Genomic DNA, 24,076 nt, shown 5'->3' with positions numbered 1-24,076 from the left:
CGGTCGTCCCGGCCCCTGCCGGCGGTACCAGCGGTACCAGCGCCCTCCGGAGCCCCGGGTACGGATCCCGCCGGCCGGGATCGGCGCGGCGGGCATAGGGGCGACTGCCCGAGTCCGGCGGGTTCATGCGGACCCCGTCGCGCGTGGGTGAGCGCAGCGAGGTCCTGGACCACGAGGTCTACCCCGGGCCCCCCTCGGCCCGCGCGGCCCGGGAGGCGCTCCCGGTGCGCGACGTGGTCGCCCGGCTCAAGACCCGGACCGGCGGAACGGCCCGGTCGGGGAGCGTCACCGGTGTTCCTTCACGCCCTCGGCGATGAGGGAGACGCCGATGCCCAGCAGCCAGACGTCCTTGGCCAGCGCGATCCCCTGCTCGGTGGGACGCAGACTGCCTTCCTGGCGCATGCCCGGCGTACGGAGGTAGAGCCCGAGGGTGCCGACGGAGAAGGCGGTCAGCGCCACCCCGGCGACAGCGGCGGGCACGATCGGCACGAGCAGCGTGGCGGCTATGGCCAGCTCCCCGGCGGAGAGCAGGCGGACGAACTTCTGGGCGTCCTGCTCGCCGAGGAACGGGTAGGTCCCGGCGGCGAACTGGTGGAGCCCCTCGGCCGTGGCCTCGTCCGCACCGCGTTTCGACAGCCCGGAATTGAGGAAGAACACGCCGGCCGTGAGCCTGAGCGGCAGTTGCCGCGCCGCCGAACGCCATGCTTCACAGGAAACCATTGCGGAGCCTCCCAGAGATGACCCCAGCTACCACCCTGCCACCCCTCCGAGGCATGTCAAACCGGGGTCGCGTCAGGGCCGGGGGCAGGCCTCGGAGGTGCGCCGGCCGGCCTGCCCGCTACCGGCCAACCTCGTGGAATCGCCCCGTCGGCGGGCGTGTGAGACGGGGGTCGGCCCGCGCGGCGGTGTTTGCTGGCGGCAGCGAAGACCTCACCGCGAGGCCGCCACGCGCGCCAGGAGGAACCGGAAGCATGAAGTTCGCCCAGATCATCGACTTCGAGACCGAGCGCATCGACGAAGTGCGCGACCTCCTGCGCTCCTACGAGGAGCGGGCCCGCTCGGAAGGCCGGAGCGGAGCCCCCGACTCCCGCACCCTACTCAAGGACCGGGCCAACCCCAACCGCTACCTCGCCTTGGTCGAGTTCGACTCGTACGAGGCCGCCATGGCCAACAGCAACGCGCCCGAGACGAACGAACTGGCTCAGCAGCTCTCGACGCTGATGACCAGGCCGCCGGTCTACACCGACTGCGACGTCCAGGACCGGCAGAGCATCGGCTGACGTCGGCAGCCGCGCGCCGGTATCCTCCCGGTCGTCCTCCCGGTCGTCCCGCCGCGGCGCCACCGCCGGCATGTCCGCCGGGCCGGCGGGTACGACCCCTCCCGTACACAAGGGCGCCGGAAGGCGCCGAGGAACCAGGGGGATCGGAAATGATTCGAAAGCTGCAGGCGGTGGCGCTGGACTGCGCCGATCCGGTACGGCTCGCGGAGTTCTACGCCGAGTTGCTCGGCGGCCGGGTGGTCGCGACCCCGGACGACCCCGACTGGGTCGAGGTGCACGGGTTCGACGGGACGCCGCTGGCCTGCCAGCGGGTGGACGGCTACCGGCCGCCCGAATGGCCCGGCCAGCAGCACCCGCAGCAGCTGCACCTGGATTTCGACGTGGACGACCTCGACGGGGAGGAGAAGCGGGCGCTGGCCCTCGGCGCGGTCGTGCTGGAGCGGACGGACCGGCTTCGCCCGGACGCGAACTGGCGGGTGTACGCCGACCCGGCAGGCCACCCGTTCTGCCTCTGCCTTCACTGATCCACGGCGTCGTTTGAGCCACCTCCGCCCCACAACCGCCCCCGATACGACCGGATTCCGGCCAGTGGCCGCCCGCCCGGCCGGATGACACTGGGGCCATGGAGACGGTGTACGCCCTGCTCGTGGGCATCAACGAGTACCCCGCGGCGCGTTCCGGTCTGCGCGGCTGTCTGAACGACGTGGCCGGTGCCCGCGCCGTGCTGGAGGCGGCCGCCCCGGGCAGGGTCCGCGCCCGTGTCCTCACCGACGGCGCGGCCACCGCCGCCGCCGTGGAAGAGGGGATCGTCGGCCACCTCGGGCGGGCCCGTGCCGGGGACACGGCGCTGCTGTGGTTCTCGGGGCACGGTACGGAGTACCCGGCGCTCACCCCGCAGGAGCTGCTGCTGGAGCCGACCGGCCGCTGCCAGGCGCTGGTGTGCGCGGACGGCCCGCTGCCGGACAAACGGCTCGGCGCTCTGCTCGACGGGGCGGCGGCGGGCGGTGCCCGGGTGGTGGCGGTGCTGGACTGCTGCTTCTCGGGCGGCGCCAGCCGTGAGGAAGAGGGGGTCGTCGCCCGTGCGCTGCCGCCGCTGCCGCAGTGGCGGCCGGCCGTCGGCGCGCGAGACCTGAGCGGGCCCGCCCGGCCGCCGGGCCACGTGCTGCTGGCGGCGAGCCGGATCGGCCAGCCCGCGTACGAGCGGTCCGTCGAGGGGCCCGACGGTCCGCGCACGCAAGGCGTGTTCTCGTACGCACTGGCACGCGCGCTGCGCCGGGCCGCGCCCGGGACCACCGTCCGGGAGCTGCTCGCGGAGGCGGACGCGGGGGTGCGCCGGCTGGTGGAGCGGCAGCAGCCGGTGCTGTTCCCGGCCGAGCCCGGGGGTCCCGCGGACCGGCCGCTGCTGGGCGGCCCGGCCCGCTGGCCGAGCCCGTACCTGCTGCGCGAGGGCCCGGAGGGGTGGGAGGTGGACTGCGGGCGGGTGCACGGCCTGACCGGTGGCGCGGGCACGGAGTTCACGGCGCCGGGCGGCCCCGTCCGGGCCACGGCGGTGCGGGCGGACCGGACGCTGGTCGCTCCCGACGGCTGGGTTCCGGAGCCGGGGTCGGTGCACGCGGTGGCCCTGTCCGCCCTGGCGCTGCCCCCCGCTGCGGTGGTCCTCGACGGGGAGGGGGCCGGGACGGTCCCCCTGCCCGTGTCCCCGCTGCTGCGCGAGGTGGCGGCCGGTTCGGCGGAGGAGGCCGCTGCGGGGCTGCTGCTGCGGGTCGAGGTGCGGGGCGCACGGGCCAGGGTGCTGCGCCGCGACGGGGCGCCGTACGTGCCGCCACTGCCACTGGCCACGGAGGCGGACGCGGTGCGGCTGGGCGACTGCCTGACCCGCCTGGTGCACTGGCACCGGATCCGGGACCTCAGCTCCGGCCTGTCGCCGCTGAGCGGGCACGTCAGGATCGAGGTGCTGCCCTGGGAGGCCCGCGACGGCGAGCCGCTGCGGCCCGACGGCAACGGCGAGGTCGTCCTCTCGTACACCGGCCGGCGCGAGCCGTGGGTCACCGTGCGGCTGCGCAACACCGGGCCCCGGCCGCTGTGGTGCGTACTGGTCAGCCTCGACGACCGGTTCGGCGCCGGGACGGGCCTGTTCCCGGGCGAGTTCATCGGCCCCGGCATGACCGGCCACGCCCTGGACGGGCAACCGCTGCACCTGGTGCTGCCCGCGTCGCGGCCGGTGCGTTCCGGGGCCTCGGTACGGGACTGGCTGACGCTGGTGGTGGCCGAGGGGGAGCTGAACACGGTGCCGTTCCACCTGAGCCGCTGGGAGCCGGACGCCGACGCCGTACGCACCGCCGCGCCCCGTCGCGCGCCGGCCGACGGCCTGCTGCGGCTGACCGGACCCGGGCGGTCCTCCGGAGGCCGGGACCTGCTGCCGGCGGCCCCCTTCGGCCCGGGGCAGTGGGCGGCCGGCACCCTGGCCCTGCGCACGGTGGTCCCGTAGGCCGGGCCATTCGGATCGCGCCGGATCCGGAGGACCCGGCCCGGCCCTCACTGTCCCAGGTGGGTGAAGCCGGCCCAGCCGGTGAGGTCGTGCGGGTCCAGATGGGCCAGCCGGGCCGTCAGCGCGGGCGGCATGCCCTCGGGCACGCTCCGGTCCGGGTCCAGCATCCACAGCTGGGCCCGGCGCAGCGCCCGCGCGGGCGGCTCCTGCTCGCGGCGCAGGTAGTGGTGGGTCAGGAACATCAGGACGGAGGTCGCGTCGTCCGGTACCGGCCACAGGGAGCCGATGACCGAGCGGCTGCCGGCCACGAGGAAGGCGGAGGAGAGGCTGTAGGCCTCGTTGAGACCGCGTCCCGAGACCTGGCTGCGGCATGCGGCGAGGACGACGAGGCCGAGCGGACCGTGCACGGCCCCGGTCAGTTCCTCGGCGGTCAGCACACCGCCCTTGAGGGCGAGGTAGGAGCTGCGGGGCCCGTTCTCCTCGACCGTGCCGTGGCAGGCGAGGTGCAGGACGGCCCCGCCGTCGGCGCGTTCGCGCAGCCACCGGGAGACCTCGCCGGGCGTGCCGTCGCCGCTGCGCAGGCCCAGGTGCTCGCCGGCCGGGTAGAAGGCCCGCCGGACGGCGTCGGCTTCCTCCCCGGCGTACGGCAGGTCGCCCGTGGGGTCGCCGACGACCAGCGCGGTGCCGGTGTGCGGGACGCCGGGGCGGGCCGCGACCTCGCAGAGCAGGCGCGCGGAGGCCGCGTACGAGATCTCCGCGTCCTGGAGGGCGTACCGGCGGCCCGTGCCCGTATCGCCGAACGCGGCGTGCCAGGGCACGAGGCCGAGCGGGCCCATCGGTACGAGCACCAGCCGGGGTACCCGGCCGAGGACTTCGAAACGGCCGAGGAGCGGGCGCAGCGCGGTCCGCCAGGCCCAGGAGCAGAGCCGGTCGAGCCGGTCCCGCAGCGGCGGTGCCGGGTCCGGGCGGGCGGGGCCGTGGCCCGGTACGGGTTCGATGTCGCGCGGCGCGGTGCCCTGTCCGGGACGGTACGCGCGCAGGGGGCCCGCGTCCGCCCGCAGGTTCGGCAGCCGCACCCCGCGGACCTCCCCGCGCGAGGTGACGACGACGGCGGTGCCGGGGCAGTCGGCGGTGGCGGCCACCAGGTAGACGAGGGCGTCCTTGCCCTGGGCGCGCAGGGCCCCGCCGATCTCCTCGGGGGAGGGCGGGTCCAGGAGCGGGGTACGGGCCTCGGTGAGGGCTCGGACCACGCGGCGGCGCAGGTCGCCCGGCGCGGAGTCCGGGTCGTCCGCGGCGCCGGCGGCGTGCCACTCGGCGGCCAGGGCGTCCCGGCCGGCGGCGGTGAGCAGTTCGGGGACGGAGCGGCTGGTGGTGGCCGCGTGCAGGACCAGTCCGCGGCAGGCGTCGAGGGCCTGGAGGGCGTCCTGAGAGGCCCGGTCGGCCACGCACCAGCCGACGACCTCCTCGGAGAGGCCGGTGGCCAGCCGTGCGGCCTCGGCCGCGTCCTGGGTGCCGGACTGGAGCAGCGCGGAGCAGACGAAGCCGCGCATGGCCTCCAGCCCCAGTCGGCGGCCGCGCTCGCGGTCGCGGCGGTCCGGTGCCGAGCGGATCCGGTAGGCCTGGGCGAGGGAGTGGAGGGAGACGGCCCACAGCCGGTGCTCCGGGCCGCCCATCGCCGCGACGGCCCCTTCGAGGAGGCTGATGGCCCGCTCCAGGTCGTGGGCCCGCTGCGGGGAGTGCGCCCGTTCCCCGGCCAGGACCAGTGTGCAGTACACGGAGCCGGCTTCGGAGGTGAAGCGGATCCAGGTCTCGCCGCCCGGCTCGCTGAGCCGGACGGCTTCCTCGCTGAGGGCGAGGGTCTCGCGGATCCGGGGCAGGTCGGCCGTGACCAGGGCGTCCTGCTTCCAGGCCAGGGCCATGCCGCCGATCAACCCGGCGCGGTGCCCGCGGGGCAGCTTCGCAGCCAGGCGCAGCAGTTCGCCCGTCGACGGCCGCCCTTCGGGCACCCGCAGGAGGGGGACTCCGAGGCGGCCCGCGAGGTTGTTGCGGACCATCCGGGCGCTCTCCAGGATGGCCCAGGCCTCGATCCGGCCCGGGTCGTCGGCCTCCCCTTCGCCGACGGCCCGGGCCACCTCCGCCACGAGCCGGTCCGCTTCGGCCAGGTCGCCCCGCTTGACGGCGATGCCCGCCCGCGCCCCCGCCTGGTGGAGGCGCAACAGACGGTCCACCTTCGGGGACGGGCTCAGGGCGGACCGCAGCCGGTCCCAGTCGGCCTGGTCGGGTACCACCCCGCTGGTGATCCCGTGCAGTTGCGCGAGCATGCCCGAGGCGATGGTGGCCCCGTGCGTCAGCCAGGGGCTGTCGTTGCCCGCCCGGGCGGCCTCCGCGAAGTGCTCGACCGCCTCGGCGAGCCGGGCCGCGTTGTCGTTCAGCATGCCCTGGGCGAGGCGGTGGTTGCCCAGGACCGCGTACCCGTGGCCGCGCCAGGCGGGGTTCTCGTCCGCGTACGCGAGGACGGCTCCGGTCAGTTCGGCCTCGCGCTCGGGGCCGATCCGGTCACCACCGGGGTCCAGGACCACCATGTTCTGCAGGAGGTGCGCCGCGAGCTCCGCCCGCTCGGATGCGTGCTCCGTCGCGCGCCAGCTGTCGAACAGCTCCGAGAAGCGGCGCTCCCAGGCACCGCGGGCCGGTGAGTCCTCGCCGTACAGGATCTCGTCGAAGGTGAAGTCCGGGGACTCGCCCTGCGCGTAGCGCTCTCGGAAGTCCCGGTAGATGCGCATGAGCTCCTCGCCCGAAAGGGTGTCGGACCGGGCCTTCCCCTGGCGGTGCCGCGCGTCGGCAACCGTCAGGAGGAGCAGGTCGCGTACGTCGGAGGGGAGTTCCTCGCCTTCCAGGGCCAGCTGTCCGGCGCGTTCCATCACGCTCAGGCGCGCCGGGTCCTGGTCCGTCAAGTAGCGCAGGTGCTGTGCGGTGACCAGGGCCAGGGCGGTGCGCGTGACCTTCCCCTCGGCGGGCTCCCACCGGTCCACGGCCCGGGTCAGCAGGGCGATGGCGAGGTCGAGGGCCTCAGGGTCGAGCCCCTGCTGGACGCGGGTGACGAGGAACCGGCCGAACCAGTCGAGGTGGAACCAGGGCAGCGCGTCGATGTCCGCCTCGGCGGTCAGCAGAGCGGTCAGTTCGGCGGCGGCCCGGTCGCCCTCCGAGCGCTCGGACCAGGTCGTGGCGATGGCGACGCGGGTGAAGGCCGCCCGCACCCGTGCCTCCCGTTCCCAGGAGGGGCGGCTGCCGCCCGCCTCGGCCAGCGCGCGCAGGATCTCGTCCCGGGCCTCCTCCAGCACGGCCCGGTCGGCGGTGTGGTGGCCCAGGAGCATGAGGGACGTCGCACGCGACAGGCGGGCCAGCGGAAGGTCCCGTTCCCGGTCGCCGGCCGCCAGCACCCGGGCGTAGTGGTCGGCGGAGCGGGTGTAGGAGGCGGTGTCGCCGGTGGCGAGGGCGTGCCGCTGCCAGAGGAAGCCGAGGGCCTCCAGGAGGTCCGCGTCCTCGCCGTCCGTGTCGTCGAGTGCGGCCAGGCCCCACCGCAGGGCCTCGTCGAGGAGGGCCGGCTCCCCGGGCCCGTCCATGACGCGGCGTTTGGTGATGTAGGCCAGGAGCCACCGGGCGAGCACGGCCGTCCCGTCGTGTTCGGCCTCCTCGGGCAGTTCCGGTAGGCCCCGCGCGAGCAGGGTGTGGATCTCGGCCGCCAGTTCCCGGCCCGGCCGCTCGTCGTGGCGCATGGCGAGGAGGTGCCCGTACATGATCCGGCGCAGCGGCCAGGCCGGGCCTTCGGCCCGGCGGCGGAAGGCGTGGGCGAACGATTCGGCGGCGAGGTCCCGGTCCTCGGGGTCGGCCTGCTCCACGTACAGCCGGTAGCCCAGTTCACCGGCCTGCCCGTACAGTTCCTGCGCCTCGGCGCTGCCGGCGGGTACCGCGGCGAGCGCGTCCGTGACCTCGTCACGGGCGGCTCTCAGGGGGTGCGCGGCAGCGGGCACGGGTCCTCCATGGGCTCAGGGCGCGAGGCGCGCGTGATAGGGCAGGAGGATCCGGTCGAGCCAGTGGCGGCCTTCGGGCGTCGTGAAGTCGACCGGGTCCTCGCCGGTGGGTGCCAGGGCGGTGGGCGGGCAGCGGTCGGCGAAGAGGACCAGGGCCCGTTCGCCCGGCTCGCGTTTGGAGGACCACAGGAAGCCCTGCGCCCACGGGTCGGTGTGCCGGCGTATCCAGTGCGCCCAGTCGCGGGTGTACGGGTAGTCGCGGGCCTCCGCCTGCACCAGCCAGCCGTCCTGGTGCACGGCGGCCAGATCCTGCCCCGTGACCAGCGCGACGACGTCGAGGGACTCCGTCAGGCGCAGCTCCGAGAGCAGACGGCCGGCGACGGCCGCCCGGGGCACCAGCCGGGCCGCGCCCGACGGGTCGAAGGGCAGTGAGTGCAGGACGCTCTCGCTGACGGCGGCCTGCGGGGTGAGCCCCGCGTACAGGTAGCCGTACCGGTCGCAGGACGTGGAGTCGAAGCGGCCGCCGCCGTAGAGGCAGTGGGCGGGGACCGGGTTGAAGGAGCCGCCGGGCCGGCGCGCGGAGTGCACCCGGTAGAGCGGGGTGCCGGCGGCGAGGGTCACCTTGGCGGGGGTGCCGGCCGGCTCGGCGGGCGGCCGGTAGTTGGGCACGGACTACTCCCCTTCGGCGAGGAACGCGGCGGTCCCGGCGAGCCGTTGCTCGTCAGGGGTGTCCAGCAGGGAGATGGGGGCCGCGCACCCGTCCAGCCAGGCGTTCGGCGAGAGCCACCAGTCGGCGGCGCCCCAGGGATCCGCGGCAGCGCCCAACAGGAGGTTGACCTCGCGGACGACCGGGCGGACCCGGCCGCCGGCGGTGAACTGGAAGGCGGGCAGGCGGACCAGCCCGCCGGAGGAGGGCAGCCGGATCAGGTGCGGGGCGTACGGGTCGCTGCCGCCCTCGAGGACTTCGGCGTCCCCGAGGGCGGGGGCCGCGAGAAGGCGGTCGCGGACCTCCCCGAGGACCGGACCGGCCATGCGGTGCCCGTCGAGGACGAGGACGGCCAGGTCGTCGGCGGTGAAGCCGAGGTGGTCGGCGGTGGGGGCTTCGGCGGAGGGAGCCTCGGGGGCGGCGGCGAGCCGGCTCTCGCCGGGGAACCGGTCGGGCAGCCGCTCCTCCAGCAGCCGGGCGGCGAGCAGTGCCGCGCGCCGGGCCGCTCCGCCGGTCTCCGTGCGCAACGTGGTGAGGAGGAGGGCGAGTCGGCGCAGGGCGGCGGGGTCCAGCCGGGGGCGCAGCTCGTCCCAGTCGGCGGCCGCGGCGGCCAGCCGCGCGTACGGGTCGGTCATGTCCGGCTTCCCCCCGCGTTCGTGAGCAACTCCGCCACCAGGTCGGCGCGTTCGGGTCTGCGCACCAGGAGGTGGACGTCCCAGTCGCCGCCGCGGGCCAGCTCGGCCTCGACGGCGGTCCAGACGGCGGCGAGGCTGTCGGCGGGCGCGAGGCCGCCACGGCCGGCGCCCATCAGGGGGAGGCAGACGGAGGTCCGGCCGGGGCCGCCCGCCAGCAGGGCGAAGACGCGGGTGACGGCGCGGGTGACGTCCGCCGGCAGGACGTCGTAGTCGTTGGTGCCGGGGCGGGGTACCGCCACGGCGGCGTGGTGGATGTGGCGGACGCCCTGCTCTTCGAGGGCCCCGGCGCCGGTCACGGCGACCGTGCCGGGAGCCACCGGGAGTCCCCGCGGGGCGTACCGGTCGGTCCAGGCCCGCAGTTCGTCGCGGATGCGGTCCTCGACGATGCGGCCGGCGGGATCCCGTACGGCGCCCGCGCGACGCAGGGTGGCGGCGACGGAGGACTTGTACGGCTCGGGCAGGGCGAAGTGGGTGTTCGACGGCGAGACCACCACGTCGATGTCGCGCAGCAGGTCGGCGGCGTGCACGTGCAGGGTGAGCCGGTGCTCGCGGCCGCCCACGAGGACGGTGACCGGCCGGTGGCTGGGGGCCAGTCGACGGCTCGCCCCGCCGCGCACGGGAGGACGGTCGGCGCCGTCGCCGGGCAAGGCGGGTAAGGAGCCCGCGGTGTGGCCGCGTACGAGCAGCTCGGCCAGCTGCCCGAGCACCATCAGCTCCTGGTGTTTGCGGAAGCGCTCCACGCTGACCCCGTACACCTGGGCGGCCCGCCTGCGCCGGTCGGCGGGGGGCCAGTCCCGGGTGCCGCGGGCGAGACCGAGGCTGTACTCGGCGGCTTCCTGGAGGGTGCCCCCGCCCATGGCGGCGACGGCGGTGCGCAGCAGCCGCTCGACGGCGGGGAAGTGCGGACCCCCGGAGCCGGCTTCCCCCTGCTCGGCCGACATGCCGGTGAGCAGCGGGAGCCGGAGCTCACGCAGTCGGACGATCCCGGCCCGCCGCACTTCCCTCACCTCCGCGAGGACTTCCCCGTGGTCCGGCAGTTGTGTGGGCGACATGGCGGAAGGATCGCACCGCCCGCGCGCCCCGTACAAGCCGGAACCGGCCCTCTTCTCCCATGGTGCGCAGCGGCCCGGTCGGCTCCGGGGCGCCCGCCGGTCGCGGCCGGGCGGGTCCGGGTCGGATCCGGGTCGGACGGCCGCGCCACGGGCGAGGACCGCCCCGAGCCCGCCCGCGCCCGCACCCCGGAACCGCCTCCGGCGCGTCTTCGAACCGACCCTCCCCATTCGGGAGTTGACAGGAGAACGCCCTCGCCCGAGGCCGGTCGCCCGCCGCGGCCTTATGGTCCACGCGACGCCCATCGAACGGCGAAGACTTCGCCGGGCCCCGTCCTCACGCCAGGAGCCTCCGCATGCCCGCACCCACCGGTCTGATCGATGTCCACCACCACGCCATCCCGCCCTTCTACGCCGAGGCCCTCGGCGACCGGAAGGCCATCCCCGGCGTGGACTACCCGACGTGGACCCCTGAGCAGAGCCTGGAGGTCATGGACGCCCACGGCATCGCCGCCGCCGTCCTGTCCATCACCGCCCCCGGTGTCACCTTCCTCGACGGCGACGACGCCCCGAAGCTGGCCCGCCGCGTCAACGAGTACTTCGCCGAGCTGGTCCGCGAGTACCCCACCCGCTTCGGCGCCTTCGCGGTCCTGCCCCTCCCCGACGTGGCCGCCGCCCGCGAGGAGCTCCGCTACGCGCTCGACGAGCTCGGCCTGGACGGCGCCGGCGTCCTGACCTCGTACGGCAACCGCTACCTCGGCGACCCCGAGTTCGAGCCCCTCTTCGCGGAGATCGCCGAGCGCGGCGCGGCCGTCCACGTCCACCCGGCCGCCCCGCCCAGCCGCGACCTGGCCACCTTCGACCTGCCGGTCTCCCTCTACGAGTTCACCTTCGAGACCACCCGCACCGCGGCCAGCCTGCTCTTCAACGGCGTCCTCGACCGCCTGCCCGACCTGCGGATGATCCTCTCGCACGCCGGCGGCACCCTCCCCTTCCTGGCCCGCCGCCTCACCTACGGCACCACCATCGGCGCGTACCTCAAGGACCGCGCCCCGGAGGACGTCATCGGCACCCTCGGCCGCCTCCACTACGACATCGCGATGTCCGCCAACGACTTCGCGCTCCCCGCCCTGACCCGCCTCACGGGCACGGACCACATCCTCTACGGCAGCGACTACCCCTTCATGCCCGCCGCCCACACCACGGAGAACACCAACGGCTTCGCCGAGTTCGACGGCTGGACCGAGGCCCAGCGCGCCGAGATCGGCCGCACCAACGCCCTGCGCCTCCTGCCCGCCCTGGCCGCCCGCCTCACCCCCTGAGAAACACGCTCGGCTTCGCACCACGACGACGCCCCGGGCGGCCGGGCGGGAGCCCTTCCCGCCGGATGTACGGGTGGAGGGCGCCCCGCTCCGTCAGCGGAACGCGGCGGCGTTGCGGGTCGCCCATGCGGAGAAGGGGCGCGGCGCGCGGCCGAGGACCCGTTGGACGTCCGGGCTGACCCGCAGTTCGGCCGGGCTGGGGGAACCGAGGATGTCCAGGGTGTCGTCGGCGAGCTCCGCCGGCATGTTCCGGGTCATGGCGGCTCTGGCCTCGTCGCGGGTGAGCTCGTGAAACCTCACCGGAGCGCCCAGCGCGGCGGCGATGGCCTCCGTCTGTTCCCGCGGGGTGATCACCTCCGGGCCGGTCAGCTCGTAGACGCCGTGGGTGTGCCGGTCGTCCAGGAGGCAGGCCGCCGCGACCGCGGCGATGTCGGCCGGGTCGATGATCGGCACCCCGACATCGCCGAAGGGCGCGGCGACGACCCCTTGTGCGCGGACGGACTCGGCCCACCACAGGGCGTTGGAGGCGAAGCCGCCCGGCCGTAGGACGGCCCACTCCAGGCCGGATTCGCGCAGCGCGTCCTCCAGCGCGCGCATCGCGATCCTCGTCGGGCCGAAGGGCCTGGTCACCACGCCCTGAGTGGAGAGCAGGACGACCTTGCGGACCCCGCCGGCCGCGGCCTCGCCGATGATGTCGGCGGGGCCGGCTCCGGTGGCGTGCAGGTCGCCGGAGAGCAGCAGGAACAGCGCCTTCGCCCCCGCCAACGCGGGCCTGAGGCCGGCCGGATCGGCCAGGTCGGCCACCATGTGGCGGGCCCCGTCCGGCACCGCCGCCGTATGCCTCGAGACGGCCGTCACCTGCCGGCCCGCCTTGACCAGCTCCTGCGTCAACGGCCGGCCGATGTTCCCGGTGGCCCCGGTCACCACGATCATGAGCAACTCCTCGTCAGATGTCCTTGGTGGCCTCACGCTAGAAGGGGGGCTAACTTCTGGTAAGGACATACCTTGAGGTAAGTTCATGACATGACGGGAAGCGTGCAGGACAGGCAGCCCGAGGCGGGCAAGCGGTATGACGTGTTTCACACCGACTGCCCCGCGCGCGACGTGGTCGACCACGTGACCAGCAGGTGGGGCATCTGGGTGCTGATCTCCTTGCGGAGCAACGCCCTTCGCTTCTACGAGTTGCGCGAGAGCATCCAGGGCATCAGCGAGAAGATGCTCGCCCAGACCCTGCGCGCGCTGGTCCAGGACGGCCTGGTCTGGCGGGAGGTCGAGCCGACGACACCGCCCCAGGTCACCTACGGGCTCACCGAGTTCGGCCAGGACGTCGGCGAACCGCTGACGGACCTGTTCGACCGGATCACGCGACGACTGCCGCCGCGCGACGGGGAATAGCGGGGGAGTGGCCGGTGGCGTTCACGCCCCGTCGGGGACGCCGCCGAGCCGCGCGGTGAACCGCGACCGCCAGCCTTCCTCCGTCAGCGCCACGAGCTGTACCTCCGCCGCACGGACGCGCAGCGGCAGCAGACCGCCGATCGCGGCGCGGACATGGGCGGCGGTCATCGGGTCGTCCGCACCCATGGCCACCGTGACATGGGCGGCGGGCCGTGCCCCGAAGCGGCCGTTGTACGGGCGCAACCCGGGCCACCGGGCATGGAAGGCATCGACGATCGACTGCAGTCCGGGAACGGTGACGGCGACGAAGCCGGGCGCCGTCACGACCTCCTCCACGAGCAGATCGGCAGCCGGAAAACCCGCCGCCAGGGAACGCACTGCCTCCTCGTCCTCACTGGTCAGTGCGGATTCCGGCACGAACGGGTAGAAGAGCGAGACGTGCGCCGGCACCCCGCGGCGCACCAGAGCCGGATCGATACGCGATGCCGCGTCGAGGAGCGGGGCGGCATCGGGCAAGGCGATGACGACGGCGGTGGTCCCTGGATCCGGCATGCCGTCATCATCGCAGGCCAGACCACTCCTGCGCCCCTTGCGCGGCCCGCCGTCGGAATGCGTGCGGGGCCGCGCGGGGGCACCGGGCCACCGGGAGGGCCGAGTTCGGGGCCGGGCGGGCGGGGCCGGTCAGCTGCCGCCGACGACCCGGCCGATGCCGGTCCAGCCGTTCGGGCCGGCGGGGTCGCCGCCGTTCCACAGCCAGACGGAGGCACCGCCGTCCGGATCGGCCACGAGGTAGTCGGCGCGGGCGTCGCCGTTGAAGTCGGCGAAGTGGACCCTGCCGTGGTCGGTCGTGACGCCGGTGGCGATCTCCCCGGCCCATTCCCAGCCGTTGGGCCCGGTCACGTCGCCGCCCCGGTTGCGGTAGAGGTCGACTCCGCCGCCGGGCTTGATGAAGTGGTAGTCGGCCCTGTTGTCGCCGTCGTTGTCCGCGAAGCGCACCCGGTTGCGGTCGTTGACGGCGGTGGTGACCCGTCCCACGCCCCGCCAGCCTTGGGTGCCCGAGGTGTCGCCGCCCCTGTTGAGGTACACGTCGAGGTTGTTGGAGTCGTTGAACAGCAGGTAGTCGGTGCGGCCGTCGCCGTCCCAGTCGGCGAAGCGGACCTTGGTGAGGTCCTGGGTCAGGCCGGTGGCGACCCGGCCGATCTCCTGCCAGCCGGCCTGGCCGGCCTTGTCGCCGCCCTTGTTGATCCAGGCGTTGACCGAACCGTCGGCGTTCACCACGAGGTAGTCGAAGCGGCCGTCGCCGTCGAAGTCGGCCAGCCGTACGCGCCGGCGCTCGGTGGTGGTGCCCCGGGCGACCTGGCCCAGATCTTCCCAGCCGGCGCCGCCGGGAGTGCTGCCGCCCCGGTTGAGACGGACGGACACCCTGCCGTCGTCCGCGATGGCCACGTGGTCCGGCCGGCCGTCGCCGTCGAAGTCCGCCCACCGCACGCGCCCGTCCGCCCCCGACTCGTTCCCGGCGCGCGAGACGTACGGCCGGCTCGTCCACCCGCCCGCCACGGCCTCGTCGATCGCAGGCCGGTACGCGGCGGCCATCTTCCGGTACCCGGAGTCGGAGGGGTGCAACTGGTCCGGCAGTTCGCCCGGGTTGTCCATCCGGGGCGGCGGCACGTAGCGGAAGCGCTGCCCGGCCGCCTGCCGGGGCGCCTCCTCGGCCTGGACGACGGCGTTGAACGCCGAGGTCTGCTGCTCCCACCCCGGCGTGTCGGTCAGGAGTCCCTGGACGACGACCGTGACGTAGGGGTTGTTGGCCCGCATCCGGTCGACGAGCGCGAGCACTTGGTGCGCGGTGTCCACCGGGTCGGCCTGGTGGTGCCGGATGTCGTTGATGCCCAGGTGGAGCAGGACCACGTCCGGGGCGGCACCCGCCTGCCACCGGTCGATGCCGGACCGGATCCCCGCGACGGTGTAGCCGCTGTGGCCCTCGTGGTCGGCGTCGCCGGCCCCGCCGGAGGTTCCCGAGCCCACGAAGTCGGGGACGTACCGGGACTGCTGGGCCAGCAGGTTCCAGAGCGGGCCGCGGTACCCGGAGCCGTCGGAGCTGCCCGCGCCCAGAGTGATGGAGTCGCCGAGCGGCATGATCCTCACCGCTTGCGGACCGGCCGCCGGCTCCGCGCCGGGCGCGGCGCCGGCCGGGGCCGGCCCGCACAGGAGCGTGCCGGCGGCCATGGCCGCGCAGAGGAGGGAGGCGGTGCGTCTGTTCATCAGGGTTGCCTTGTCTCAGGGAGGGCGCCGACCCGGCGCGGCCACGGGAACCCGGAAGGGGCCGATGGCGGCGGGCCTTTGCCTGTGCTCGGGAGCCATTGTGCGCGATGCGCCGCGGGGCTCCGCTCGACGGAGTCCCGCGAGGCGTTCATCCCGCCGGGCAGCGGCGGCTCGCCGGCGGTGGGCCCCCTGCGCGCGGACGCGGGCACCGAGCGGGTGGCCGGCACGACCCCCGGCTTCGCCAACGGCGTTGTCAGTGGCCCCCCGTAGCGTCGAAGACATGACGCGAACCGCACACACCTTCGCCTACGCGGGCTCCTCCGCGCTGACCGGAGACGGTACGAACCGGCTCCTCGGCCTGGAGACGGCGGGCGGCCTGACGCCCGCCGGGGCAGAGGCCCACCCCCGGTTCTTCGCCGGTTTCCTGAGCGATCCCCAGGCCGCCGCGCGCGCTCTGCTGGCCGTCGCCGACGTGGCCGGGGCCCGCTACTTCCGGCGGACCGAGCGGGCCTCGCTCGACCCCGTGGTCACGGCCAACGGCGACCGGCTGCGCTTCGAGTCCTTCTCCGGATGCTGCGGGGTCTACGCCCGCCTCGACGTCCTGCCCGAAGCCCTCCTCGATGCGGACACCGGCCACGGCACCACCAACGTCGACGTCAACAACCCGCTGCGCGAGGCACTGTCCCGCCTCGCCGGAGACGAGCCGCTGCACCTGCGCGTCGGCCCGGACGAGCTCGCGGTCACCACCCTCGACGGCCCGGTGGTCGAGAAGAAGGTGCCCCTGCCCGACCGGTGGCTGCGCGGCTTCGCCGAGTCCCAGGCCATCACCGCCGGGTTCGACCTGCGGGCCGAGCTGACCGCCACCGAGGCCGTCCGCTACCTGCGGGCGCTGCCGCGCCCCTCCTCCGGCAGCGGCGGTGCGGCGGGCGGGCCGCTGTGGGTGGTGCCCGCGGGCCGGACGCTGCGCCCCTCCACGCGCCCCGTGCCCGGAGCGGTCTGCCTGCCCGGCCCGGAGCGCCTGGCCGCCCTGCAGCGCGTCCTGCGACAGGCCACCGGCCTGCGCGTCTACGGGCCCCGGGGCGATGGCGCCGCGCCCACCGCCTCCGCCTGGGAGGTCCTGCTCCCCGGCATGCGGCTCACGCTGACGCTCTCCCCGGAGGCGGACCGAGGGTTCTCCGGCGAGGGCAGCGTGCTGGAGGCCCTCGCCACCGACACGGCCGCCGAGGACGCGGAGCTGCTGTCCGTCCTGCTCGCCTGGGAGCCGCGTATCGATCCGGCCGACCTCGCCGACCAGTCCGGCCTCCCCGTCGAGCGGGTCCGGACCGCCCTCACCCGTCTGGGCACGGCCGGCCGGGTCGGTTACGACCTCGCCGAAGCCGCGTACTTCCACCGCGAACTGCCGTACGACGCCCGGCGCGCCGAGCGCCACAACCCGCGCCTCGTCGCCGCTCGCGCCCTTCTGGAGCAGGGCGCGGTCCTCCTCGACGGCGTCGGCACGGCCGTGGTGGCCTCCGGCGAACGCCGCTACCGGATCCGTGAATCCGGTGGCGCCCTCAGCTGCACCTGCCAGTGGTGGGCCGACTACCGGGGCCGCCGCGGCCCCTGCAAGCACGCCCTCGCGACGCGCATGGCCCTGCGCAACGCGACGACCCCGTACCCGGCCGCCGCCGCCTCGGCCCCCGCCACCACCCCCGGAGACGCACGATGACCACCCCGCCCGACACCCGGCCCGGCACCCCACTCGGCACCCCACTCAGCACCCCACTCGGCATCCCGCTCGACACGCCCGATGTGCTCGCCGCCGTCCGGGCCGGCCGCACCCGCTCACTGCCCGCCCTGCTGAAGCCCCTGGACCGCGCCCGGCGCCGGGACCTGCTGGCCGGACTGAAGGAGCTGCGCGGCGAACTGCGGGCCGACGGCTGGGCCCGCTGGGAGGAGCGGGACCGCATCAACCCGGCCCTGCTGGTCGCCGGCGCCGCCTGCCAGAGCGGCGCGGCCGCCGCGGCCTCCTGGATCGGCGGCCGCGACATGCGCCGCCGGCGCCGGCTGCCCTACGACGTACTCGTCGAGGCGCTGGCCGACCGGGACCCCAAGTGGCTCGGCGACCTCGCCCACCGGCTCGCCGCGCGGCCCTCCACCGCCCGGGACGACTACCCGCTGATCAGCGAACTCGTCCGCCGGGCCGGCTGCCCCGTGCCCACCACCGACGGCTGCGTCGAGGGCTGGGCGACGTCCCTGCGGAGCTCCCGCGGCACGCTCACCCACGCACTGCGCCGCGATCCCCACCTCCGCGCCTTCGTCCCGCGCCTGTTCGAGACCCCCGAACCGGTCGCCCCCCTCGCGCGGGAGTGCGAGCCCGACGACCCCCACCAGTGGCCCACCGCGCTGGCCGCCCTCGCCGACGAAGGATTCCTCGACCGCTCCCTCCTCCTCGACGGATGCACCGCCCGCCTGCTCCGCGGCGGCACCGCCCCGGTACTGAAGCCCTACCGGGCCATCCTGCAAGCCCTGAAGCCGACCGAAGAGGAGGAGCGGGGGCGGACCGCCGACTGGATCGCGATCGCCGCCGACGCCCCCTCCTCCGTGGCCGGCCACGCGCAGCAGGTGGTGGCCCGGCTCGCCGCGGCCGGGCACGTCAGCGCCGGCCGACTGGCCGAGATGTCAGCCGCCGTGCTCTTCCGCCCCGAGCGCGGGCTCGTACGGGCCCAGTTGGTGCTCCTCGGCAAGGCCCTGGCCCGTGACCGGGCCGCCGCGCCCGAGCTGCTGCCGGTGCTCGGCGAGGCCTTCGGCCATGCGGACACCGACATCCAGGAGCGGGCGCTGAAGCTGGCCGCCGCACACCTCGGCGACGACGACCAGGCCCTGCGCGCCGAACTCGCCGACCGCGCACACCTGCTGAGCCCCGTCCACCGTGCGCGGGCGGTGGAGGCCTTCGGCGCCGACGCCGCTCCCGACGAGGACACCGGCCCGTACGAGGAGTTCCTGCCGCCGCCCCCGCTGCCCGTACCGCTCGCCCCGGCCCCGGAAACGGTCGCGGAGACCGTGGAGCTCGTGGCCGCCGTGGTCAACTCCCGTACCGAGACGGTCGAGGAGTTCGAGCGGGCCCTGGACGGCCTGGTCCGCCACGCCCACCGCGACCGCACCGCCCTGGCCGAGGCTCTGCGGCCCGCGCTCGCCGACCGCTACTGGCTCGACCCGGAGCGCCGCCACCTGTACACCGGCGACCTCCCCGGGCTGGAGCACGTGGCCGCAGCCGTCCTGGACGTGCGGCCCGCCGCGCGGCCCCGACAGCCGCTCTTCAGCCGGCGCAGCGACTGCCACCACAGTGACGCGGCCGTCGTGCGGCACGCCCGCGTGGCAGAGGCCGCGCAGCGCATCGGAAGCCGCCCGCTGCCCTTCCTGCTCGCCACCCCCACGCAGAGCACCGGCGCCCTGGATCCGCAGGTGCTCGTCGCACGGCTCGCCGCATACGCCCGCCTGGGCGAGACCCCCGCCCCGGCGGACTTCGCACAGGCCCTGCTCCGCGTTCGCCGTGACGCTTCGGCCCTGCCGGAGGCGACCGCCCTGGGCACCCCCGAAGGGGACCGGCTGGCCAACTGGCTCGGCGAGGGCGGCCGCCCCGCAGCCGTCACCCGCCGCACCATGCCGGCCGAGTACCAGCGCTTCGGCGGCACACCCGACCGCCACGCCCTGGACACCGGCGAACGGGCCACCGTGATCGCGGAGTTCCCGGAGCAGTTCCGGTCCCTGGGGCGGGCGCGCACGGCGCAGGGCCGCTGCTGGGACGGCGGAGCCCCCGAAACCCTGATCGCGCTGCTGCCCGAGGACCGGGAGACCCTGGCCGCCTGGTCCCTCCCGGCCGTCACCTCCTGCGCCGTCGACGAGGCCCGCGACGGCACGGACATCCTGCCGGGGCTCGCCGCCTCCGGAGGCCCGGCAGGACCGGCCCTGCACCTGGCCGTCGCCACCGGGCTCGGCGCCCGCCACGCCGAAGACCGGCTCCGCGCGGTCGACGGCCTGCTCACCCTCGCGGGCCGCGGCGAGCTGGACGCCGTACGCCTGGGCGCCGACCTCACCGAGCTGGTGGACCTGGGCACGGTCAAGCCCAGCCGTCTCGCCGACGCGCTGCGCACCGCGGCCGCGACCGGCGCCCACGCCACGACCTGGGCCGTCCTCGCCGGACTCCTGCCCGCCCTGCTCACGGGCTCCGCCGATCCGCGCGGTACGGGCGAGCTGCTGGAGACGGCCGCCGAGTGCGTGGAGCAGTCCCGGGCCGTGTCGCCCTGCCCTGCCGGACTCGCCGAAACCGCCGCCCGCCCCGGGCGCTCCCGCCTGGTCACCCAGGCAGCCCGCCTCCGCGACGCCCTGCACCGCAACGGCGCTGATCCGAAGGAGACCCCCTAGACCTGGGGGAGGGAAGGGTCGGGCGTCCACGGGGCCGGTGCGGTGAGGGACCAACGTTCGTGGTCGCGCCAGGCCCCGTCGATGTAGAGATAGGCGGGCGAGAGGCCTTCGCAACCGAAGCCCAGGCGCCGTACCAGAGCCGAGGACGCCTTGTTCCCCGGCTGGATGTTCGCCTCCAGCCGGTGGAGCCGCAGGTCGTCGAAGGCGTACCGCAGGGCGAGGGCGAGCCCTTCGGCCATGTACCCCCGCCCGGCGGACGGGGCGAAGGCCGCGTAGCCGAGGGACGCGCCCTGGTAGCGGCCCCGGATGACCGAGTTGAAGTTGACCATGCCGGCGGCTTCACCGGTTTCCTGCACACGGATCAGGAAACCCAGGTTGGTGCCGTCGTCGAAGCGCCGCATCCACTCCTGGAACGCGTCCGCGGTGGCGGGCAGCTGCATCCACGGGTGGTGGAGCGCCGCACTGGCCCGCACGAGCGAGCAGAACTCGTCCTGGTCGGCGAGGGTGAGCGGGCACAGTTCAACGCGTGACGACGGCGTACGGGACGACATGGCTCGATGCTGGATGCTCATCCGAACAGAAGATCACACGACGAATCCCCGGCGCAGCGCCGCGATTCGCGCGTCAGCGGGTGAGGAAGCGGGTGGCGCCCACGTAGACGCGGCCGGTGGAGCCGATCGGCTCCTCCCTGACCGGGTCACCGGTGCGCGGCGAGTTGATCATCATGGGTTCGCCGTTCCTCGTCCCCGAATAGATGCCGACGTGGGTGACCACGGTGCCGGTGGCGGGGCGGAAGGCGACGATGTCGCCGGGCCTGAGGTCCTCCGTACCGGTGATCCGCACCCCCGCGGCCGAGCCGGCGGGTACCTGCCCGCCGCCCGCGTCGAACTGCGGCTGGGCGTCCCGGGGGATCGTCAGGCCGAGGGCGGAGTAGACCTGGCCGGTGAGGCCGGAGCAGTCGTAGCCGAATCCGGAGGTGCCCGACCACAGGTAGGGCAGACCGAGGAAGGCGCGCGCGGCGGCGACCACGTCCGCGCCGCTCGGTGCGGCCGGCACCCTCGCCAGGTCGTCGGCCCGGAAGAACAGCCGGCCGCCGCTGGGGGAGTAGGCGGCGACGACCCCGGGCAGCGGACCGGGCTTCACCGGGAAGGACGTGTTGTACGAGTATTCGCCCACCTGCCCGGAGGGGCGGCCGGCCAGCGCGGCCTGGGCGGTGGCGAACCCCCGGGCCGTGGGGCGGGCAACGCGCTCCTCGTGCGTACCGCCGGGCGGGCGCCGGTGCTCCGAGGTCAGCTGCCGGTCGGGAATCCAGCCGGGGTAGGCGCCCCGTCCCGCCTGGTCCCTGGGGGTGGGCTGGCCGTGCACCCACACGTGGTCCCAGAGCAGACCGCCGTGCCACTGGGTGCGGTCGACGGTCACCCGGACGCCGTGGAGAGCCTGCGTCTCCCCGGCGACGTCACGCCGCTCGTCCAGGGACATGGCGGTCAACCAGCCGCGGATGTCCGCGGGATTGGTGGTCGCTTTGGCATCCACGGGCCGGACCTCTTCGGGGCTCACCCAGACCTGAGCGACCGTCACGTCGACGTAGCAGGTCGCGGCGCCGTCGCAGGGACGCGGTGGCGCGGTTGAAACGGAGGGGCGGGCCAAGGTGTTGGGAGCCGCGGGGACTGCCGCGGCCGGAGTGGCGAGGGCGAGGAGCATCGCGGCGGTGGCCGTCAGAACGGTCTTCACGGAGTACATGCGTCGATCCTGTCCAGGACAGCGCCCCTGCGAACCCTGCGAACCTTGCGAACCCCTCCGACCCGGCCGGCCCCCCCGCGGTCCGGCCACGAAGGCTCACCGCCCCAGCGCGGTACGGACGGTCAGCCCGTGGTGGCGGCGCAGTCGGTGCACCTCCCACCAGGACAGGGCCGTGACGGTGATGGGGGCGCCGAGGATGAAGACCGCCCTGGCCCCCGCAGGGACCTGCGGGTAGGCGCCTGTGACCACGTCCAGGAGGGCCATCTCCCACACCAGGATGCCGGCGAGGACCGGCGGCACCACCTCGTGGATGTCGGCGGTTCGGAAGACGTGCACGAGCGACAGGCCGATGCCGTAGAGGGCGAAACCGATCGACCACAGGCACAGCACCCCGATGACGATCTTTCCCGGCAGTCCGACGGCGTCCCGCAGCCCCGCCAACTCCGGGGCCATCGCGAGCGCCGAGGTGCCCATGGACGCCATGATGGCCACCACCGCGCCGAGCGAACGCAGGGCCCGGCGCAGGTAGATGCGCCGCAACCCGCCCCGGGCTGCAGCCACGAACGCGCCGACCACCACCGGGAAGGTGCAGACCAGCACCAGAACGCTGGACCAGCTCTGGTTGAAGCGGTCGTCCGCCGCGGCCTTGACGTCGTCGGCGCTGACGACGGCTTTGTAGGCGACCATCAGGCCCACCCAGGCCACGAGCCCCAGCGCGGTACGCCACAGCTGGAGCTTGCGGACCTCCGGATCGCTCACGATCCCCGGACGCGAAGGACGGAAGGCGAGCTGGGAGGCGTAGAACGGGTTGTAGAGGCCGCGCAGGATCTTCCGGCCCCGCGAGGGCTCGACGCGCGGCGGCGGGACCGGCGGATGGCCGCCCCACGCGTACGGGTACCCCGGCGGCGGGGTCGGCTGTGCGTACGGGTACCCCGGCGGCGGGGTCGGCTGTGCGTACGGGTACCCCGGCGGCGGGGTCGGCTGTGCGTACGGATACCCCGGCGGCGGAGCCGTGGCGCCCTGGCCCGCCCACCCCGTCGGCGGCTGACTGCCCGGGCCGTCCACCGGACCCCCGTACCCGCCCCCGCCGTAACCGCTCATGCCACGCACCCCCGCCGTCCTGCCCTGCCGAACCCACGCATCGTAGTCGCCACGACCCCATCCAGCGGGCCACCGGCGGCTCGTGATGCAGCGGCATCCCGGCGGGACCCGCCGTACCGATGGGGCAGGGCGCCGCTCACCCGTGCATGCGGGCGCCCTTGAGGACCTTGTCCACGGAGTTGCGCGGTCCGTAAACGGCGATCCCGACCAGGTCGAGCCGGTCCTTGCCCACGGCTGCCACCGCTGCCCGGTTCGCACGGTCGTGGCCCGTGCCGAACAGGTCCGAGGTGAAGACCGCCGTCGGCAGTCCGCGCCGCACCGCCCGCTCGTGCGCCGCCGTCACCGTTTCCTTGCCGCCCTCGAAGACCAGAACGGGCTGGCGGAACATCGGCAGGTAAGGGGTGCCGTCGGCGTCCCGGTACGGCTCGCCGACCACCTCGGGCAGGGCGGTTCCGAGCCCGCTGACGAGGAACGCGGTGACATTGAGTCGCTGCCACGTCTCGAGGTCGTCGCGCAGCAGCACCGTGATCTTGGTGTCGAAGCGCACGGGCGCGTCCGCGCCGCCCGCTGGGGCCTGCTCGTTGTTCTCGTTCTTCGTCTCATTGCTCATGGCATGAGACTGCGGGGCGCGGCCCGGCATGGTCTTGTACGTTCTTTGCGTGCAGCTCCAGCAGGAAGTCTCGGCCTGGCGCCCGCGGGTCGCGGGTGTCGTCGAGGTCTTCCACGCCCGCTTCACCGCGCACGCGTACCCCATGCACGTCCACGACGAGTGGACGCTGCTGATCGTCGATGACGGCGCCGTCCGTTACGACCTGGACCGCCACCGGCGCGGCACCCCGGGCGGCACCGTGAGCCTGCTCCCGCCCCAGGTTGCGCACAACGGCTCCGCCGCCACCTCGCACGGGTTCCGCAAGCGCGTCGTGTACCTCGACACGACGGTGCTGGACGAGCGCTTCATCGGCGCCGCCGTGGACGGTCCGGACCTCGCCGACGCGGTCCTGCGCCGACGCGTCGGGCAGCTCCACCGGGCCCTGACCTCCCCCGGTGACGAATTCGAGGCGGAGAGCCGGCTGGCCCTCATCGGCGAACGGCTGCGGCTGCTGCTCCGGCCGCGCACCGAACTTCCCGACGGCCGCGCTGCATCGCCCCGGGCCGGCGACCGCCACGGCATCGCGGGCGGCCTGCGCGAACTCCTCGACGAGCGGGTGGTCGCGGGCATCTCCCTTCCGGAAGCGGCCGGGCTGATTCAGGCCCACCCCGCCCATCTCGTTCGCTCGTTCAGCGCCGCCTTCGGTATCGCCCCGCACCAGTACCTCATCTCGCGCCGAGTCGCCCTGGCCCGCAGGCTGCTCCTCGACGGCCGCCCGGCCGCGGAGGTGGCGGTCGAGGCGGGATTCCACGACCAGTCCCACTTCACCCGGCACTTCAAGCGAGTCGTGGGCACCACCCCCGGGCGCTACGCCCGCTTGTGACCCTCGGCCAACTCCCACGCACCGCCCGCGGCGTCCGGTGCCGCACGTCCGCCACCTTGGCGGGGCGCCCGCCAGGACTTTGCGGACACCCCCTAGGGGGTGGCCCCACAGTGCTGGCGGGGGCCCGCAGGGCG

Annotated in this window: 20 protein-coding genes; 8 read left to right on the top strand and 12 right to left on the bottom strand. The window is 74.9% G+C overall.

Annotated elements, in window-relative coordinates:
* Nucleotides 1–285 precede the first annotated feature (285 nt).
* Nucleotides 286–720 (bottom strand): hypothetical protein, encoded by a 435-nt coding sequence (locus ACFYZS_RS05290; RefSeq protein WP_389007036.1) that lies wholly within the window; start codon nt 718–720, stop codon nt 286–288.
* A gap of 251 nt (nt 721–971) precedes the next feature.
* Here ACFYZS_RS05290 and ACFYZS_RS05285 point away from each other — a divergent pair, with 251 nt between their 5' ends.
* The 3 genes from ACFYZS_RS05285 (at nt 972) to ACFYZS_RS05275 (ending at nt 3,768) form a co-directional block, all read left to right on the top strand.
* Nucleotides 972–1,280, top strand: coding sequence for a putative quinol monooxygenase (locus tag ACFYZS_RS05285; protein ID WP_389007035.1), 309 nt, complete (start codon nt 972–974; stop codon nt 1,278–1,280).
* A 149-nt stretch (nt 1,281–1,429) separates the two neighbouring features.
* Complete coding sequence (locus ACFYZS_RS05280) at nt 1,430–1,804, top strand: VOC family protein (protein ID WP_389007033.1); 375 nt, start codon at nt 1,430–1,432, stop codon at nt 1,802–1,804.
* Between the two features lie 98 nt (nt 1,805–1,902).
* The gene (locus ACFYZS_RS05275) at nt 1,903–3,768 is read left to right on the top strand and encodes a caspase family protein (RefSeq protein WP_389007031.1); all 1,866 of its coding nucleotides are present in this window, start codon (nt 1,903–1,905) and stop codon (nt 3,766–3,768) included.
* 47 nt (nt 3,769–3,815) lie between these two features.
* Here ACFYZS_RS05275 and ACFYZS_RS05270 read toward each other — a convergent pair whose 3' ends face one another.
* From ACFYZS_RS05270 to ACFYZS_RS05255, 4 genes are read right to left on the bottom strand one after another with little or no spacing between them, the layout of a single operon-like run.
* Nucleotides 3,816–7,796, bottom strand: coding sequence for a CHAT domain-containing protein (locus tag ACFYZS_RS05270; protein WP_389007030.1), 3,981 nt, complete (start codon nt 7,794–7,796; stop codon nt 3,816–3,818).
* Between the two features lie 15 nt (nt 7,797–7,811).
* Nucleotides 7,812–8,465, bottom strand: coding sequence for an RES family NAD+ phosphorylase (locus ACFYZS_RS05265; protein ID WP_389007028.1), 654 nt, complete (start codon nt 8,463–8,465; stop codon nt 7,812–7,814).
* 3 nt (nt 8,466–8,468) lie between these two features.
* Nucleotides 8,469–9,137: a hypothetical protein gene (locus ACFYZS_RS05260; protein WP_389007026.1), complete on the bottom strand. Its 669-nt coding sequence runs from the start codon at nt 9,135–9,137 to the stop codon at nt 8,469–8,471.
* Nucleotides 9,134–10,249 (bottom strand): hypothetical protein, encoded by a 1,116-nt coding sequence (locus ACFYZS_RS05255; RefSeq protein ID WP_389007024.1) that lies wholly within the window; start codon nt 10,247–10,249, stop codon nt 9,134–9,136. The genes ACFYZS_RS05260 and ACFYZS_RS05255 overlap by 4 nt, the downstream gene beginning before the upstream one ends.
* A 353-nt stretch (nt 10,250–10,602) precedes the next feature.
* Between ACFYZS_RS05255 and ACFYZS_RS05250 the strand changes: the two genes are divergently transcribed.
* Entirely contained in the window at nt 10,603–11,568 is a 966-nt protein-coding gene (locus ACFYZS_RS05250; protein ID WP_389007022.1) for an amidohydrolase family protein, read from the top strand.
* A 93-nt stretch (nt 11,569–11,661) separates the two neighbouring features.
* Here the strand turns inward: ACFYZS_RS05250 and ACFYZS_RS05245 are convergent, their stop codons facing one another.
* A complete protein-coding gene (locus tag ACFYZS_RS05245; RefSeq protein ID WP_389007020.1) occupies nt 11,662–12,501 on the bottom strand; it encodes an SDR family oxidoreductase in 840 nt (279 codons plus the stop codon).
* A gap of 90 nt (nt 12,502–12,591) precedes the next feature.
* Here ACFYZS_RS05245 and ACFYZS_RS05240 point away from each other — a divergent pair, with 90 nt between their 5' ends.
* Nucleotides 12,592–12,963: a winged helix-turn-helix transcriptional regulator gene (locus tag ACFYZS_RS05240; RefSeq protein WP_389007018.1), complete on the top strand. Its 372-nt coding sequence runs from the start codon at nt 12,592–12,594 to the stop codon at nt 12,961–12,963.
* 21 nt (nt 12,964–12,984) lie between these two features.
* On the opposite strand, the gene ACFYZS_RS05235 is transcribed toward ACFYZS_RS05240, so the two are convergent.
* Both ACFYZS_RS05235 and ACFYZS_RS05230 read right to left on the bottom strand, forming a co-directional pair.
* Nucleotides 12,985–13,515 (bottom strand): 2'-5' RNA ligase family protein, encoded by a 531-nt coding sequence (locus ACFYZS_RS05235; RefSeq protein ID WP_389007017.1) that lies wholly within the window; start codon nt 13,513–13,515, stop codon nt 12,985–12,987.
* Between the two features lie 129 nt (nt 13,516–13,644).
* Entirely contained in the window at nt 13,645–15,225 is a 1,581-nt protein-coding gene (locus tag ACFYZS_RS05230; protein WP_389007015.1) for an FG-GAP-like repeat-containing protein, read from the bottom strand.
* 280 nt (nt 15,226–15,505) lie between these two features.
* Between ACFYZS_RS05230 and ACFYZS_RS05225 the strand changes: the two genes are divergently transcribed.
* Nucleotides 15,506–16,933, top strand: coding sequence for an SWIM zinc finger family protein (locus ACFYZS_RS05225; RefSeq protein WP_389007013.1), 1,428 nt, complete (start codon nt 15,506–15,508; stop codon nt 16,931–16,933).
* Nucleotides 16,930–19,629 carry a DUF6493 family protein gene (locus ACFYZS_RS05220; RefSeq protein WP_389007011.1) on the top strand — a complete coding sequence of 900 codons (2,700 nt, stop codon included), beginning with the start codon at nt 16,930–16,932 and terminating at the stop codon, nt 19,627–19,629. Before ACFYZS_RS05225 ends, ACFYZS_RS05220 begins: the two co-directional genes overlap by 4 nt.
* Here ACFYZS_RS05220 and ACFYZS_RS05215 read toward each other — a convergent pair.
* From ACFYZS_RS05215 to ACFYZS_RS05200, 4 genes are all read right to left on the bottom strand, one after another.
* Nucleotides 19,626–20,180, bottom strand: coding sequence for a GNAT family N-acetyltransferase (locus ACFYZS_RS05215; RefSeq protein ID WP_389007009.1), 555 nt, complete (start codon nt 20,178–20,180; stop codon nt 19,626–19,628). The two genes, ACFYZS_RS05220 and ACFYZS_RS05215, sit on opposite strands and share 4 nt — an antisense overlap.
* 73 nt (nt 20,181–20,253) lie before the next feature.
* Nucleotides 20,254–21,369, bottom strand: a complete 1,116-nt coding sequence (locus ACFYZS_RS05210; RefSeq protein WP_389007008.1) for a C40 family peptidase — start codon at nt 21,367–21,369, stop codon at nt 20,254–20,256.
* 96 nt (nt 21,370–21,465) lie between these two features.
* Nucleotides 21,466–22,470, bottom strand: a complete 1,005-nt coding sequence (locus ACFYZS_RS05205; protein ID WP_389007006.1) for a hypothetical protein — start codon at nt 22,468–22,470, stop codon at nt 21,466–21,468.
* A gap of 136 nt (nt 22,471–22,606) precedes the next feature.
* The gene (locus ACFYZS_RS05200) at nt 22,607–23,080 is read right to left on the bottom strand and encodes a DUF2000 family protein (protein WP_389007004.1); all 474 of its coding nucleotides are present in this window, start codon (nt 23,078–23,080) and stop codon (nt 22,607–22,609) included.
* 28 nt (nt 23,081–23,108) lie between these two features.
* Here ACFYZS_RS05200 and ACFYZS_RS05195 point away from each other — a divergent pair, with 28 nt between their 5' ends.
* Nucleotides 23,109–23,942, top strand: a complete 834-nt coding sequence (locus ACFYZS_RS05195; RefSeq protein ID WP_389007002.1) for an AraC family transcriptional regulator — start codon at nt 23,109–23,111, stop codon at nt 23,940–23,942.
* Nucleotides 23,943–24,076: the final 134 nt, after the last annotated feature.

The organism is Streptomyces sp. NPDC001903 (genome assembly GCF_042891345.1).
Lineage (GTDB): Bacteria > Actinomycetota > Actinomycetes > Streptomycetales > Streptomycetaceae > Streptomyces.
Note: the sequence above shows the minus strand (reverse complement) of the source record. Positions and strands in the feature narration are given on the sequence as shown.

Coding starts and splice junctions, on each gene's coding strand:
- ACFYZS_RS05290 (WP_389007036.1), bottom strand. CDS start 720: ATGGTTTCCTGTGAAGCATGGCGTTCGGCGGCGCGGCAACTGCCGCTC.
- ACFYZS_RS05285 (WP_389007035.1), top strand. CDS start 972: ATGAAGTTCGCCCAGATCATCGACTTCGAGACCGAGCGCATCGACGAA.
- ACFYZS_RS05280 (WP_389007033.1), top strand. CDS start 1,430: ATGATTCGAAAGCTGCAGGCGGTGGCGCTGGACTGCGCCGATCCGGTA.
- ACFYZS_RS05275 (WP_389007031.1), top strand. CDS start 1,903: ATGGAGACGGTGTACGCCCTGCTCGTGGGCATCAACGAGTACCCCGCG.
- ACFYZS_RS05260 (WP_389007026.1), bottom strand. CDS start 9,137: ATGACCGACCCGTACGCGCGGCTGGCCGCCGCGGCCGCCGACTGGGAC.
- ACFYZS_RS05255 (WP_389007024.1), bottom strand. CDS start 10,249: ATGTCGCCCACACAACTGCCGGACCACGGGGAAGTCCTCGCGGAGGTG.
- ACFYZS_RS05250 (WP_389007022.1), top strand. CDS start 10,603: ATGCCCGCACCCACCGGTCTGATCGATGTCCACCACCACGCCATCCCG.
- ACFYZS_RS05245 (WP_389007020.1), bottom strand. CDS start 12,501: ATGATCGTGGTGACCGGGGCCACCGGGAACATCGGCCGGCCGTTGACG.
- ACFYZS_RS05240 (WP_389007018.1), top strand. CDS start 12,592: ATGACGGGAAGCGTGCAGGACAGGCAGCCCGAGGCGGGCAAGCGGTAT.
- ACFYZS_RS05235 (WP_389007017.1), bottom strand. CDS start 13,515: ATGCCGGATCCAGGGACCACCGCCGTCGTCATCGCCTTGCCCGATGCC.
- ACFYZS_RS05230 (WP_389007015.1), bottom strand. CDS start 15,225: ATGAACAGACGCACCGCCTCCCTCCTCTGCGCGGCCATGGCCGCCGGC.
- ACFYZS_RS05225 (WP_389007013.1), top strand. CDS start 15,506: ATGACGCGAACCGCACACACCTTCGCCTACGCGGGCTCCTCCGCGCTG.
- ACFYZS_RS05220 (WP_389007011.1), top strand. CDS start 16,930: ATGACCACCCCGCCCGACACCCGGCCCGGCACCCCACTCGGCACCCCA.
- ACFYZS_RS05215 (WP_389007009.1), bottom strand. CDS start 20,180: ATGTCGTCCCGTACGCCGTCGTCACGCGTTGAACTGTGCCCGCTCACC.
- ACFYZS_RS05210 (WP_389007008.1), bottom strand. CDS start 21,369: ATGTACTCCGTGAAGACCGTTCTGACGGCCACCGCCGCGATGCTCCTC.
- ACFYZS_RS05205 (WP_389007006.1), bottom strand. CDS start 22,470: ATGAGCGGTTACGGCGGGGGCGGGTACGGGGGTCCGGTGGACGGCCCG.
- ACFYZS_RS05200 (WP_389007004.1), bottom strand. CDS start 23,080: ATGAGCAATGAGACGAAGAACGAGAACAACGAGCAGGCCCCAGCGGGC.
- ACFYZS_RS05195 (WP_389007002.1), top strand. CDS start 23,109: ATGGTCTTGTACGTTCTTTGCGTGCAGCTCCAGCAGGAAGTCTCGGCC.